The organism is Terrimonas pollutisoli (assembly GCF_029360765.1).
Classification (GTDB): domain Bacteria; phylum Bacteroidota; class Bacteroidia; order Chitinophagales; family Chitinophagaceae; genus Terrimonas_B; species Terrimonas_B pollutisoli.
On the sequence record NZ_JARKNA010000015.1, the window covers coordinates 130,542 to 145,200 of the forward strand.

Consider the following 14,659-nt stretch of genomic DNA (forward strand, 5'->3'; position numbering starts at 1 on the left):
TTATTATCTATTAAAAAGTTAGATTAACACCGAAAGTTGTTACTAAAGGAATTGCTCCACCGCTATTATCAACACCAAATTCCAATGCCGAACCGCCAAATTCAGGCGCATAACCATAATTCCTTTTATAGGTTTTGAGATTCTGAACATTTGCAAAGATTCGGGCTCCCTTAATTCCCGCCCTTTTTATCATGGTACTTGGGAAGTTGAATCCAAGTTGAATATTTCTGATTCGGAAATAACTTCCATCTTCAATATTGTAAGTAGATGCCTGGTAATTATTACGGTGATCTTGCGCCAGAATAGGCTCCCAGTTGGAAGTACCTGCACCATGCCATCTTTCTGTTTTAAATCCAAAATAATTAACCCTTTGGAAAGTAGCCTCTGTATTCCCGTAGTTCCTAAAAATTTCATTGCCATATACACCACCTACATCCACACTTAAGTCGAGCATACCTTTATAATTCAAAGAAACCGTACCGCCATAAGCAAAGTCAGGAGTTGGATTGCCAATGACACCATAATCAAAAGAATTGATTACACTGTCCGGTATGCCTTTTGGTCCTGAAATATCCCGATATTTAAAATCACCGGGTTGTGGGCTACCACCCACTAAGTTATAAGTCAAAGGAGATTGTAAGATTTCTGAATTAGATTGCCATATGCCGTCAACTGTCAACCCATAAAATGAACCTATGGGATAACCAATAATTGTGCGGCTATTACTCTGGATAATTGCAAAATCCTTGGTTGCCAGTTCAACCACCTTATTTTTATAGGTCGTAAGATTTCCGCTTACGGTTAATGTAAAATCCGAAGTAATTGGTTGAGTATATATCGCTGAGAATTCAAATCCTGAATTTCTGATCTGACCAATATTATCAAGGCCGTTTTGTGCACCATGTAATCCAGGAATGAATGTCATCAGATCTTTGGTCAGCTTATTAAAATAATTGGCTTCAAAATGAAGTTTTCGCTTCAAAGCATCTAACTCTACACCTATTTCTTTAGCATGAACAGTTTCCCATTTTAAGTCTTGTGCAGGTAAATAAGCCTGCTCGCTGGCAGGAAAGATGTTGTCATTTGCAAAAACAGCCACTTTACTGGAAGTCAATCCGGGATAGAATGGATAATCGTAGCCATAGGTATTTTGATTCCCGAGCACTCCAATAGAACCCTTTATTTTTAAGAAATCGAAAGTCGTCTGGTCAGCCATAAATTCCTCCTTAGTAAGTTCCCATGCAGCACCGACGGCCCAGAATGATTGCCACCTGTTTGAAGGTGAAATTTGTGATGAGCCATCTCTTCTAAGCGATGCGTTCAGATAATACTTTCCGGCATAATTATATAAAGCTCTGAAAAGGGCTGATGCGGTGGAATATTCTCGTTGCCTGGTTTCTCCACTGGGAGGAGTTGAGCTTTGCCTTGTCACCAAACCAAAACCATTATCTATATACCAAAAGCGTTTATTATTTGGTATAGGAAGACCGGTAGGACTCTGTTCTACATAACCAAAACGATTAAAATTTCCGAAGTAGTAAGTAGTCCACCCAGCCGTTAAATTCAACCCGTGTTCCCCAAAATTCTTCTTATAAGACAAAATATAATCCTGCTGCCATTTCCTATAAGTGTAGTCCTTCTCCCTCACACTTGTCAGCGTATTTACTAATAATGCACTATTATTATTATTATCATAGCCATAATAGAGTGGAGTGTATTGTCGAACGTTCCGATTACTTTGATCACCATAAAAAGTGGTACGAAGAGTAAAATCTTTTAAAAAATTTATCTCCGCAAAAACACTAGCTACCATTCTATATTCCCTGTCGATAGTTTTATCCCATTCATTTTCCAGCGTTACTAATGGATTAACCACACCAGATCCCTGGATGGACGGAAGGAGATAATACATATCATATGTCACACTATCTGCACCATAGGCATTTCTAGTTGTATAACTTTTCGTACCTGCAGACGTAATCGGTACTACTTTTCTTGCATCAGATAACACATTGCCAGCGTAGCCGTAAGGAGCCCTTTGCCTGATACCATTGAAATTGAAGCCTAGTTTGATTGACTTATTAATTTTTACCTCGTCACTGAAAGAAAATGTATATCTCTTCAGTTCTTCATGTTTAATTAGGCCCTGATCTTTTATATACCCGAACCCAAGATTGAATTTATTTTTTTCAGAGCTGTTGGAAAGACTGAGGTTATTTGTATTAAACTTACCTGTTCTTGTGACGACATCTATCCAGTCTGTATCAAACGGCCATTTTGCATAATCAAATGGCGCCGTTACACCGATGTTGGCTTTTTCTTCTTCGAACAGTGTTTGAAAATCTGCTGCATTTGCCAATTTAATTTTGTCAACCAGTTTTTTAAAGCCGAAACTGGAGTTGACATTTATTATTGTTTGACCAGCCTTTGCTCTCTTGGTGGTTATTGCGATAACCCCTGCAGCACCCTTTACTCCAAAAATGGCTAGTGAAGAAGGATCTTTTAGTATCTCAACAGATTCAATATCATTTGGATTGATATAGTCAATATTGTCGTTAAATATCCCATCTACCACATATAGAGGTTTAACTGACCCAATACTGATCGTTCCCCGTATTCTTATATCTGGTTCTGCACCTGGCGTTCCATTATTCACCACAGACAGGCCGGCTACCTTGCCTTGCAATGAAGCCACAGGATTTGTATTAGGCTTATCAGCAATGTCTTTACCAGATACTTTCGTAATAGACCCTGTCAAGTCTCTCTTACTCGCTGTACCATAACCAATCACCACCACCTGGTCCATTACTTTTGTGGAGGTAACAAGAGCTACAGTGATATCGGTTCTACCTCCGAGAGCGACTTCCTGCGCATCATATCCCACTGAAGAAATAACCAGGGTTACATTTGCATCCGCAGCTGTAATGGAAAAATTACCTTCATTATTAGTTGAAGTACCAGTGTTGGTGCCTTTTATTATTACCGAAGCACCGGAAAGTGGTGCACCTCCTTCACCAGTCACCTTACCCCTGATCACAACATCAGGCAAACGGGTTGGCGCATTGGAGTCTTCTTTAATAACAACAAGATTGTCATTCATTAACTGGTACTGCAACCTTGTATTATCCAATAATAAATTCAACACTTCGCCCAGGGAGGCTTCCCTGACATTGATGGTAACCTTTTCCCTGATCTCCTCCAGGTTGTCATTGTAAAGAAACCGGTAATTGGTCTGCTTTTCAATGGTTCTTAAAATTCCGCCGATTTCTGTCTTTTTCATACGCAGGCTAATCCTGTCCTGCCCAAAGCCATTGGCAGCAACATTCAGCGTTAGAGACAGCATGAAAACTGCGGTCAAATTCATAAATAGCAGAGCTTTTGATTGTAACGGAATTTTTAAAACCGTTAGAAAACATTTCATATTTTTAGCAAATTAGGGGTTAAACAATCCAACCTGACGAGTTGATTATCTTCGTTTAGCCTTTTTTCAAACGGGGAATGCGCCAACATTCTCCGTTATCTTTTATTTCTTTTTATTTGGGGTGCAGATCATTGAGATGACCCAATAAATATTTCATGATCGTTTATTTTATAATTAATCGGGAAAGCCTCTTTTAAGGCAGCCATTGCCTGTTCCACCGTTTCGTTTTCAAACGAGCCTGTTACAGTTAGTTTTTTTACTTTTTCATCTGTGAATGAAATGGTCACGTTGTACCATCTTTCCAGTTTCAATGCCAGTTCCTCAAAACTGTCGCCACGAAATTCGAGACGGCTATAAAGCCATGCGGTTTCAAAACGTTCGCTCTCCTTTTTTGTACTATCTATGTGGGTAATGGTGAAGCTTCCCGGTGTTGTGTTAGTTGGTAGAGTTATCTTTTCAGACATATTTTCTGGTGCATTAGCTGCTTGCTTGGGAAGCACCAATTTTTCGTTTGGTCTGAGCCGGATGACTTTCGTTGCAGGATCATCCGTTCTTACTACATTGACCAGGCCCCGGTATAAAGTCGTTTCGACATTTTTATCTTCCAGATATGATTTTACGTTGAAGGCTGTGCCTAAAACCCGGATGTCTATACTTGAAGCATGAACGATAAATGGTTTTTTGGGATTTTTGATCACGTCAAAAAAGGCCTCTCCTTCTAATCTTACTTCACGGGTAGTCCCTGAAAAATCATTTTCATAGAAAAGTTTAGAACCGGCGTTTAACCAAACGGTGGTTCCATCGCTCAATAAAAACCGTGAGCGGCTTCCTTTATTCACCACCAAAGTTTCGGGCTTTTTTGCCTGGTCAGTATCGGCTTTTTGATTGTTCAAAAAAAACCATCCGGCTGTAATAATAAAAATAGCGGCGGCAGCAGCAGTAATAAAAAACTTCCGGCGCCGACGACGTGATCTTCTCCTGGCATTCAACATTTCTTCTTCAGACTGGTCTGAGTCTGTTTGCGCCTGGGCCTTGTCTATAATTTTGAGAATGAGTTTGCGGGCATTTCCGTCGTCATCTACGCCCTGTCCTTTTTCTTTCCAAATGCGGGAGAGGAGTTCAAATTGTTGCTGCACTGCTTCATCCTGATTCAATAAAAGTGACAATTCCTCCGATTCCTCGGGAGATGCCTCGTTATTGAGAGCTTTGGCCATCAGGTGCCATATTCTTTCGGGTATTTCCATTGAGCAGCAATCGATGTGCTATTAAGGACAGTCAAATGGAACTTATCTACTAAGCCGTTCCTGATTTTTTTTAAGATTTTTTTGACCTGGTGTTGAAGCAGAAGACGATTCTCCAGGTTTGCTGATATGCAGGGATGTGCATATTTTCTTGACCGCAATGGCCATTTGCACATCAATCGTATTTACAGAAATATTTAATATTTCAGCCACCTCTTTGTATTTGAGACCATCCTCTCTTATGAGTTTAAAAATCATTTTACAACGAGGCGGCAGTGCATCAACGGCCTGGTGCATGCGATCCATCATTTCAGAGGTAATCATTAATTCGTAAGGATCAGAAGCAAAATCATTTACAGAACTGTCCAGGAAATCAAAGGGCGCCAATATCAGCTCTTTGGCTTTTTGTGACAATGAATTGAGTGCCTTGTTTTTTGTAGCAATATAGATGTAAACAGTAATATTTTCAATTTCGGTTATATGTCGCCTGTTGGCCCATAGTTTTACAAAAACATCTTCTACCAATTCCTCGGCAATTTCTTTTGAACGAACCAATGATGTGGCGAAATGAATTAGTTTTTTTCCGAAGTGCAAATAGAGTTGGGTAAATGCCGTTTGGTCATCGTTGGCAATCTTTTTTTGCAGCTCCCTTAACTGAACTGTAATATCGTGATCGTTAGCAGGCAATCAGAGTTTTTTAATAAGCAGTCGTACTAAATTAATTCAAATATCTAACAAACAAATATTTTTTCCTAACGCTGAACATTGTAGCCATTTATTTTTCGTCTCAAAAAAATAAAAAAACGTTTTAATCTAATTGTTGCGCCGCTATATTTTACCAACGATTCGCATCGAAAAATTTAAAGCTATTTTCGCTTGATAAGCCGTTAAAGTATGATGTTGTAAATTTGTTTATCAAATTGTTTTGCCTATGCCCGCTACAGATTTTGAAAAAACATTCCAGGAAAAGATCGACAATGAAATAAAGATTGAACCGAAGGATTGGATGCCCGATGCCTATCGCAAAACATTGATCCGGCAGATCAGCCAGCATGCTCATAGTGAAATTGTAGGTATGTTGCCCGAAGGTGAATGGATCACGAAAGCACCATCATTGAAACGAAAAGCTATCTTATTAGCTAAAGTACAGGATGAAGCTGGACATGGACTCTATCTATACTCAGCTGCTGAGACATTAGGAACTTCAAGAGAACAAATGATCAATGATCTGCATAGTGGCAAAGCAAAATATTCTTCTATTTTCAACTATCCCACATTAACATGGGCCGACATGGGCGCCATAGGCTGGCTGGTGGATGGTGCAGCCATACTAAACCAGGTAATGCTCTGTCGTACCTCCCACGGACCTTATGCAAGGGCCATGGTAAGGATTTGCAAAGAAGAAAGTTTTCATCAACGCCAGGGGTTTGAAATATTGCTCACTCTTTCCAAAGGAACAAAGGAGCAGCAGGCAATGTGCCAGGATGCCATTAATCGCTGGTGGTGGCCATCCCTGATGATGTTTGGACCGAGGGACAGTGAAAGCACCAACTCTGATCAAAGCATGAAGTGGAAGATCAAACGGAAAAGCAATGATGAATTGCGCCAAAACTTTGTTGACATGTGTGCCGGGCAAGTAAAGGTTTTGGGAATGACTTTACCCGACCCTGAATTGAAATGGAATGAAACCAAAAAACATTATGATTTTGGGGAGATCAATTGGGATGAGTTTTGGAACGTGGTAAAAGGCAATGGCCCTTGTAATAAACAAAGGTTGGATGCCAGGAAAAAAGCCTGGGAAGAAGGCGCATGGGTGAGAGAAGCAGCAACTGCTTACGCTGAAAAAAGAGCAGCCAGGAATAAACAGGAAGCAGCCTGAATAAACTACGAGTTGTCAAGTTGAAAAATTAATCACACATAATAATTGATTAGCGGCTAAGTTTTTACCTAATCAACTTTACCTCCTATCTTTAAGGACAATCTTTTTATGTCCAAATTACAGGAAGAATCTTCTCCGCAATTATCACGTAGCCTTGGTCCGCTGATGCTTTGGGGCATGGGTGTCGGTTATGTCATCTCCGGAATGTATTTTGGCTGGAACCTCGGTCTTGCTGCCGGGGGCACGTTCGGATTAGCAATTGCTACTTTCTTTATTATTATTCTTTATATCACTTTTACTTTTTCCTACACCGAACTGGCCTGTGCTATTCCAAAAGCTGGTGGAGTTTTAGATTATGCCAACCGGGGTTTGGGAAAGGATTTAGGATTTGTTGCTGGTATGGCACAGATCATCGAATTCGTATTTGCGCCGCCAGCTATTGCTGCTGCCATTGGCGCTTATTTTCATATTTTTTTTCCGCAAATACCGGTGATCACCATCGCCATCATTGCTTATTTTCTTTTTACTGCTTTAAACATTTACGGAGTAAAAGCAGCAGCAACTTTTGAGCTGATCATTACCGTGTTTGCAGTGTTTGAGTTATTGCTTTTTGCCGGTGTCGCATTACCTCATTTTGAAATGGAAAATATTAAGCTCAATGCTTTCCCCTTTGGATGGAAAGGCGTATGGGCAGCAATACCTTTTGCCATCTGGTTTTTCCTGGCTATAGAAGGTGTAGCGAACGTTGCGGAGGAAACCATCAATCCACAAAAAAATATTCTGCGTGGGTTTGGCTCCGCACTGGCGACATTAGTCGTTTTATGTATACTCACTTTTTTTGCTGCTGTAGGTGTAGGTGGTTGGGAAAAAATTGTTTACCCTTCACCAGGTGCTGAAGCTTCTGATTCACCCTTACCCCTGGCATTGGCACAAATCACCGGCAATAGCGGATGGCTTTATCATTTACTGATCACTATTGGCCTGATGGGACTGGTAGCTTCTTTTCATGGAATTATTTTAGCTGCCGGCCGGGCTACTTTTGAGTTTGGACGCATCAATTATATTCCGTCACAATTCGGGAAAGTGCATCCAAAATTTAAAACTCCGGCAAATGCCCTGCTCATCAATATGCTTATCGGCATCATCGCCTTATTAACAGGCAAGACTGCTGAAATCATTACCATTGCCTGTTTTGGAGCTTTAACCTTGTATGTGTTGTCGATGGTTACTGTGATTGCTCTTCGCAAAAAAGAGCCGCAGATGGCAAGACCTTTCCGGGTTCCTTTTTATCCCTGGTTTCCAGTCATTGCTCTTATTATTGCTGCTGTTTCTTTAATTGCCATGACTACGCTGTATTTTAAACTGGCGTTTATTTACTTTGGAATACTGGCAATTTCATATATGTGGTTTCATCTCTCAGTAAAAAAATCAATCTATGGCAAGCCCGTTAACCCCTAAAGCTATTGTACAAAATCTTTCGGCCACCAATACAGAAAAAGTAAAACTGGCTATTACAGACATCGATGGCGTTCTCCGGGGTAAGATGATCAGCTTTGAAAAGTTTTTATCTGTTGCTGAAAAGGGATTTGGGTTTTGCGACGTCGTATTTGGCTGGGATGCAGGTGATGCCGCCTATGACAATGCCGCTATTACCGGTTGGCATAGCGGGTATCCGGATGCTTTGGCAACAGTAGACCTGCAAACCTTTCGTCAAATACCATGGGAACATGATCTTCCTTTTTTCCTCGCTGATTTCAGTAATGAGCAAAGCCATTTAGCCAATATTTGTCCCCGGAGCTTATTGAAAAAAATAAGAACCCAGGCTCTTGATGCGGGATATATTCCTTATTTCTCACAGGAGTTTGAATGGTTTAATTTCATTGATAACCGGGATGACCTGTATAAAAATAATTTTCGCAACCCTCAACCCATGACACCGGGCATGTTTGGCTATTCTGTTCTTCGTGCCTCCCAGGAAACTGTCTTTTTTCATGACCTGTTTGACTTACTGAAAAAATTCAAGGTGCCGGTTGAAGGCATCCACACTGAAACAGGACCGGGCGTCTATGAAGCCGCTATACTGTTTTCTGAAATATTGGAAGCTGCCGACAGGGCGGTTTTGTTTAAAAGCGGCGTGAAGGAAATTGCTCACCGGCACGGCATCATTGCTTCGTTTATGGCAAAATGGAATGAAGCACTACCCGGTTGCAGCGGACATGTGCATCAAAGTTTATGGTCGGCAAATGGCAAGGAGAATTTATTTTTTGACAAGAAGAATAAAACAGGGATCAGCAGCCTGATGGAAAGTTATATAGCCGGGCAACTCTATTGTTTACCTTACATACTTCCAATGTATGCACCAAGTATCAATAGTTATAAGCGGCTGGTGGAAGGAGCCTGGGCGCCTACCACGTTGACATGGGCTTTTGACAACCGGACGACCGCCTTACGGGTATTAGCCGGAAGCGTTAATGCTACCCGGCTGGAAACAAGAGTTGTCGGCTCCGATGCCAACCCCTACCTAGCGATGGCCGCATGCCTCGCTTCAGGTTTGTATGGCATAAAAAAGAAGTTGAAATTAAAAACTCCCGCCACTATCGGAAGTGGCTACGCCGATACAAAAAATGGAATACTGCCCAAAAATTTATGGGAAGCAACGCAGGCCATGAAAGATTCTCCGGTGGCAAAAGAACTATTTGGAGAAAATTTTGTCAATCATTTTGCAGGCACAAGAGAATGGGAATGGCGGCAATTTTCTAAGGTGGTGACTGACTGGGAATTGAAGAGATACTTTGAAATTATTTAACCCTGCCCTAAAGGAGGCGCATAAAACTTTATAATTTTCTACATGAATTTTGACAAAGTAGTCCAATTTAACTTTCCAACCACAATACGGTTTGGTGCAGGAGCTGTAAAGGAATTACCGGCTTACCTACAGCAAAATAACCTGCAGGCACCGCTTATTGTTACTGACCCTAACATTTCGGAGTTACCCTTTTTCAAAACAATTGTCGGCAACCTGAAGCAATCAAATATTTCGGTTGAGGTTTTCTCGGATATACACAAAAATCCTGTGAAATCCGACGTGTACAAAGGCACAGAAATGTGGGACAAAACCAACAGGGATTGTATCATCGGCCTTGGTGGCGGCGCTGCATTGGATGTAGCAAGAGCCATTGTGTTGAGGGTTCAACACAGGGAAGATCTTTTTAAATATGATGATCTTATCGGCGGTGATATTTATGTTACCAATGATGTTCCACATTTTATCACTATTCCTACAACCGCCGGCACAGGGAGCGAGGTAGGACGCAGCGCTATCATTTCGGATGACATTACCCATCAGAAGAAAATTTTGTTTTCCCCCAAGCTGATGGCAAAGATTGTTTTTGCAGATCCACTGCTTACAATGGATTTACCACCGTTTGTAACGGCGGCCACAGGTATGGATGCGCTTACTCATAATATGGAAGCCTTTCTTGCCAAAAACTATCACCCCATTTGTGATGGAATTGCATTGGAAGGAATTTCACTGATCAAAGATTCATTGGAACCTGCGGTGAACCAGCCCGACCTTGCCTCACGCAGTAAAATGCTGCTTGGCTCCATGATGGGCGCCATTGCTTTTCAAAAAGGATTGGGCGTTGTGCATTCGCTGGCTCATCCCCTTTCTTCACTGCTGGATACACATCACGGTTTGGCAAATGCTGTAAATATTCCTTATGGAATGCAGTTTAATATTGAAGGGTTTGAAGAAAAGTTTCGCAGGATTGCAAGAACATTAGAGCTAAAAGAAGAAACCGGCGAAGCCGTTGTGCAATTTTTATTTGACATGAATGCAAAAATTAATATTCCCTATAAGCTAAGGGATATACATGTCAGGGAAGAACACATTGATATCCTGGCCGACCTGGCCTTCGCCGACTTTGCTCACCCCAATAATCCCAAACCGGTAAGCAGAGAAGATTTCAGAAATTTGTATAACCAGGCGTTATAGCTTTATGAAGAAAAAAATCGGTATCAGTTATACAAAAACTTTTTTTCAGAATTACTGGAATTGGTTTACCCCGCAAGACCTTGCGAATGATTTTGAATTGGTAAACCTTTCTTTTGAGGAGGACAATGTTGAGGATATATATCAGTGTGATGGATTTATCCTGACAGGCGGTATTGATGTTCATCCTTCACTGTATGATGGTAAAACCAATTACGATAACAGCCCGGGCATATTTCAACCCGAACGTGACCTGTTTGAAACTAAAATTTACCGACACTCCCAATTACATAAGTTGCCCGTTTTGGGAATATGCAGGGGAATGCAATTAATAAATGTATTGGAAGGTGGCAAATTGATCCAGGACCTGGATAATGGCAATGCAAGACATAAAAAAGAAGAGTCAGATAAAGAACATACTATTATTACCGAAAACAATACACTCCTTAATAAAATAGCAGGCGCCCTTTCGGGTCATGTAAATAGTGCTCATCACCAGGCGATTGATCCCAATGCAATTGGTCCTGACCTGGTAGTAAATGCTTATGATGATGACGAGGAAAAGATTATCGAGGGGTTGGAGTTTGCCGATAAAATCAGCAAAGGATTTATGTTGTGCGTGCAATGGCACCCGGAAAGGATGAAGGAAAAAGAGCAAAATCCTTTCTCTGAAAATCTTAAAAATCAGTTTTTGACAGCTGTCAAAGAAACAAACATAAAAAAATTGAAAGTCATTAACCCCGCTACGGAAGAAATTGTAAAAGAGCTTACAGAAGACAGTAAGCAAACTGTCGAAGAAAAATTCAAACTATTGCAAAAGGAGCAGCCATTATGGGCCGCAACTTCGTTGGAAAAAAGAATGCAATGCATCGAAAAGTTTTATGCATTGCTGGATGATCATAAAGATCACCTGGCAAATACATTAACCAGTGAGATGGGTAAACCCTTGCAGCAATCCTACAATGAACTAAACGGTGCAAGGAGCAGGATCAAATTTTTTATTGACAACTCAGCGAAATGGCTCGCAGAGGAATGGGTCACTACAGAAGGCAATACGAAAGAAAAAATCGTCTATGAGCCACTTGGTATTATCGCCAACATTTCAGCATGGAACTATCCTTACCTCGTTGGCGTAAACGTATTCATTCCTGCCTTAATCGGCGGTAATGCTGTTTTTTATAAACCCTCGGAGTATGCATCTCTTACCGGCCTCGCTATCCAACAATTATTGGTTCAATCCGGCGTACCGGAAAATTGTTTCCAGGTGGTTATTGGCAAAGGAGAAGTGGGAGAATACTTACTGGATCTTCCGTTAAATGGCTATTTTTTTACGGGCAGTTATCATACCGGAAAATATATCGCAGAAAAAGTTGCAGCTAAATTGGTTCCGTGCCAGCTTGAGCTGGGTGGAAAAGATCCACTGTATGTCATGGATGATGTGGAGGATATTGATAAAGTGGCTGCCGCTGCGTTGGAGGGTGTAGTTTATAACAACGGACAAAGTTGCTGTGCCGTCGAAAGAATTTATGTGCAGGAAAAGATATATGATCAATTTGTGCAATCCTATATTGGGCAGGCGGCTAAAATGAAAGTAGGCGATCCTTTGGAGAAGTCAACAGATATTGGTCCGTTAAGCCGCAAAGAACAAAAAGATTTCCTGTCAGAACAATTGAAAGATGCTGAAGCAAAGGGAGCGAAAATATTATACGGTGGCAACGTAATCAATCGTGAAGGCTATTTTATTGAACCAGCCGTGGTTGTTAATGTTAATCATGAGATGAAGCTGATGAAGGAAGAGTCATTTGGTCCCGTGGTAGGCATTCAAAAAGTAAAAGATGATAAGGAAGCATTAGAATTGATGCAGGATACTGAATATGGATTGACGGCGGCCGTTTATTCAACAAGTTTTGAACGGGCAGAAGCGTTGATGAAACAAATCAACACAGGTACTGTTTATTGGAATTGTTGCGATCGTGTCAGCGCTGGTTTGCCCTGGTCTGGCCGCAAACATTCGGGGCTCGGAGCTACACTCTCCTACCAGGGGATCCGGGCATTTGTGCAACCCAAGGCTTATCATATCAGGGATAGAAATTGATTTTACACAGGCCTGTCACTAACCGTCATTAGATAAAAATAGTGACCTTTGTTCATTCCCGGAATCGGTTAAAATAGCAAATCATGAACATTGCCATAAGAAAATTCTACTACGGAGACATACCCGAGGATATGGGAGGAAATAGTGAGATAAAAGACTCTTCGAAAGCCTCCCCTATGGGGGGAGGTTTGGAGGGGGCTGATTGGCCTTTGTGGGAAATTTTTATTCGCAGTAAGCAGGGGCTGGACCATAAACATGCCGGAAGCCTGCATGCCGCTGATGCACAGATGGCTATTGAAAACGCAAGAGATGTTTACACCCGAAGAATGGAAGGAGTAAGCATATGGGCGGTAGAAAGTAAATACATTCATGCCAGCAATCCTGATGAGGCGGAACAACTGTACGAACCTGCCAACGATAAAGTCTACCGTCATCCAACCTTTTATGACCTTCCTGATGAAGTGGGACATATGTAAGGCCCATCCTAAATCCTTTCTAAAGGGAAGGACTTACAAACACTCCTATTATGGCAAAACACTTCAATAGTAAATCATCTTCGAAAGTCCCTCCCCCGGAGGGATTTAGGGAGGCCTATACATTGCACCTTGCCGATACTGCATTGATCCTGGGACATCGAAATAGTGAGTGGTGTGGGCACGGGCCGATACTGGAACAGGACATCGCTATCTCCAATATTTCACTCGATCTTATAGGGCAGGCCAGAAATTTTTATCAATATGCCGCATTATTAAAAGCTGATGGCTCAACGGAAGATACCCTTGCCTATTTCCGGGATGCCAATGAGTTTAAAAATCTGCTGCTGGCGGAACAGCCAAAGGGAGATTGGGCTCAAACAACACTTCGTCAATTTTTCTTTAGTGCTTACCAGTATGATTTGTATGATAAACTAAAAGAAAGTAGCGATCACCAACTATCAGCCATTGCTTCCAAAGCTCTCAAAGAGGTAAGTTATCATCTTCGCTGGAGCAGTGAGTGGGTAATACGATTAGGTGATGGCACTGGAGAAAGCAATAAAAGAATGGCAAACGCCATTGAATCACTATGGAGTTATACAGATGAGATGTTTAATGCAGCCTTTTTTGAAACCTCACTTATCGCCGAAAATATAATTCCGGATATATCTCTTCTTAAAGAGCCCTGGATGAAGAAGGTGACAGAAATATTTGAAGAAGCCACTTTACCTGTGCCACGAACGTCATTAGTATATACGGGAGGAAAAATCGGGCAACATACGGACCATCTTTCAACTATTTTAGAAGAACTGCAATCAGTAGCAAGGGCCTATCCTTCAGCAACATGGTGAAGCCCCAGCCCCTAAAGGGGAGTTATATGAATATTAAGAATCAATATAGTAACGTAACTCATTCTTCTGACGAAGAAAAAAAGGTATGGTCAATCCTTGATTCAATTAATGATCCTGAAATTCCTGTATTATCCATTACTGATTTAGGAATTGTCAGGAAGATAATACTGTATCAAGATCCCCCTTTAGGGGATGGGGGTATCGAAATTGTTATTACACCTACTTATACGGGCTGTCCCGCAATGGACATGATAGCGGCGAATATCAGGCTGGAATTGTCCGAAAATGGTTTTAAAAAAATAAAAATCACGACTGTTCTTTCGCCGGCATGGACTACTGATTGGATGAGCGAGGAGGGAAAAAAGAAATTAAAAGAATATGGAATTGCTCCTCCTAATCCGAAACAACAGGTTTGCAACAACGATCTATTTGCACCCCACGAAGCAGTTCAATGCCCGCGGTGCAACTCCTGGCATACTCACCGTTTGAGCGAATTCGGTTCTACAGCATGTAAAGCGCTTTACCAGTGCGATGCTTGCTATGAAACTTTCGATTATTTTAAGTGCCACTGAATTCAGTAATTAATTCAAGTTGCTAGTTAATTGGTAAGCTTATTCAGTGTAAAAGCCAGAATAAACATTACCAGTTTGAGCAGGAATCCTTTAAAGGTCACTGCGTGTATTTTTCTAAGGAATAGCGCCTTTA

General features: G+C 41.3%; 11 protein-coding genes and 1 pseudogene. 8 read left to right on the forward strand and 4 right to left on the reverse strand.

The window, feature by feature from the left end; genetic code table 11:
* Nucleotides 1-10 precede the first annotated feature (10 nt).
* From P2W73_RS19945 to P2W73_RS19955, 3 genes are all read right to left on the reverse strand, one after another.
* Complete coding sequence (locus P2W73_RS19945; RefSeq protein ID WP_276503863.1) at nt 11-3,364, reverse strand: TonB-dependent receptor; 3,354 nt, start codon at nt 3,362-3,364, stop codon at nt 11-13.
* Between the two features lie 185 nt (nt 3,365-3,549).
* Nucleotides 3,550-4,665, reverse strand: coding sequence for a FecR family protein (locus tag P2W73_RS19950; RefSeq protein ID WP_276503864.1), 1,116 nt, complete (start codon nt 4,663-4,665; stop codon nt 3,550-3,552).
* Between the two features lie 42 nt (nt 4,666-4,707).
* Nucleotides 4,708-5,349: an RNA polymerase sigma-70 factor gene (locus P2W73_RS19955; protein ID WP_276503865.1), complete on the reverse strand. Its 642-nt coding sequence runs from the start codon at nt 5,347-5,349 to the stop codon at nt 4,708-4,710.
* Nucleotides 5,350-5,593: 244 nt separating this feature from the next.
* On the opposite strand from P2W73_RS19955, the gene paaA reads away from it, so the two are divergent.
* From paaA to paaD, 8 genes are all read left to right on the forward strand, one after another.
* On the forward strand, nt 5,594-6,541 hold the full coding sequence (gene paaA, locus P2W73_RS19960) for a 1,2-phenylacetyl-CoA epoxidase subunit PaaA (protein WP_276503866.1): 948 nt from the start codon (nt 5,594-5,596) through the stop codon (nt 6,539-6,541).
* A gap of 108 nt (nt 6,542-6,649) precedes the next feature.
* Nucleotides 6,650-7,999, forward strand: coding sequence for an ethanolamine permease (eat, locus tag P2W73_RS19965; RefSeq protein WP_276503867.1), 1,350 nt, complete (start codon nt 6,650-6,652; stop codon nt 7,997-7,999).
* On the forward strand, nt 7,977-9,347 hold the full coding sequence (locus tag P2W73_RS19970) for a glutamine synthetase family protein (protein WP_276503868.1): 1,371 nt from the start codon (nt 7,977-7,979) through the stop codon (nt 9,345-9,347). The genes eat and P2W73_RS19970 overlap by 23 nt, the downstream gene beginning before the upstream one ends.
* Before the next feature lie 42 nt (nt 9,348-9,389).
* Nucleotides 9,390-10,538, forward strand: coding sequence for an iron-containing alcohol dehydrogenase (locus tag P2W73_RS19975; RefSeq protein WP_276503869.1), 1,149 nt, complete (start codon nt 9,390-9,392; stop codon nt 10,536-10,538).
* A gap of 4 nt (nt 10,539-10,542) precedes the next feature.
* The gene (locus tag P2W73_RS19980; RefSeq protein WP_276503870.1) at nt 10,543-12,630 is read left to right on the forward strand and encodes an aldehyde dehydrogenase family protein; all 2,088 of its coding nucleotides are present in this window, start codon (nt 10,543-10,545) and stop codon (nt 12,628-12,630) included.
* Between the two features lie 83 nt (nt 12,631-12,713).
* Nucleotides 12,714-13,106 carry a 1,2-phenylacetyl-CoA epoxidase subunit PaaB gene (gene paaB / locus P2W73_RS19985; protein WP_369127532.1) on the forward strand — a complete coding sequence of 131 codons (393 nt, stop codon included), beginning with the start codon at nt 12,714-12,716 and terminating at the stop codon, nt 13,104-13,106.
* A 50-nt stretch (nt 13,107-13,156) separates the two neighbouring features.
* Nucleotides 13,157-13,954 (forward strand): 1,2-phenylacetyl-CoA epoxidase subunit PaaC, encoded by a 798-nt coding sequence (gene paaC / locus P2W73_RS19990; RefSeq protein ID WP_276503871.1) that lies wholly within the window; start codon nt 13,157-13,159, stop codon nt 13,952-13,954.
* Between the two features lie 26 nt (nt 13,955-13,980).
* Nucleotides 13,981-14,526, forward strand: coding sequence for a 1,2-phenylacetyl-CoA epoxidase subunit PaaD (gene paaD / locus P2W73_RS19995; RefSeq protein ID WP_276503872.1), 546 nt, complete (start codon nt 13,981-13,983; stop codon nt 14,524-14,526).
* Between the two features lie 26 nt (nt 14,527-14,552).
* Here the strand turns inward: paaD and P2W73_RS20000 are convergent.
* Nucleotides 14,553-14,659, reverse strand: a pseudogene (locus P2W73_RS20000) (IS982 family transposase); the annotation flags it as partial.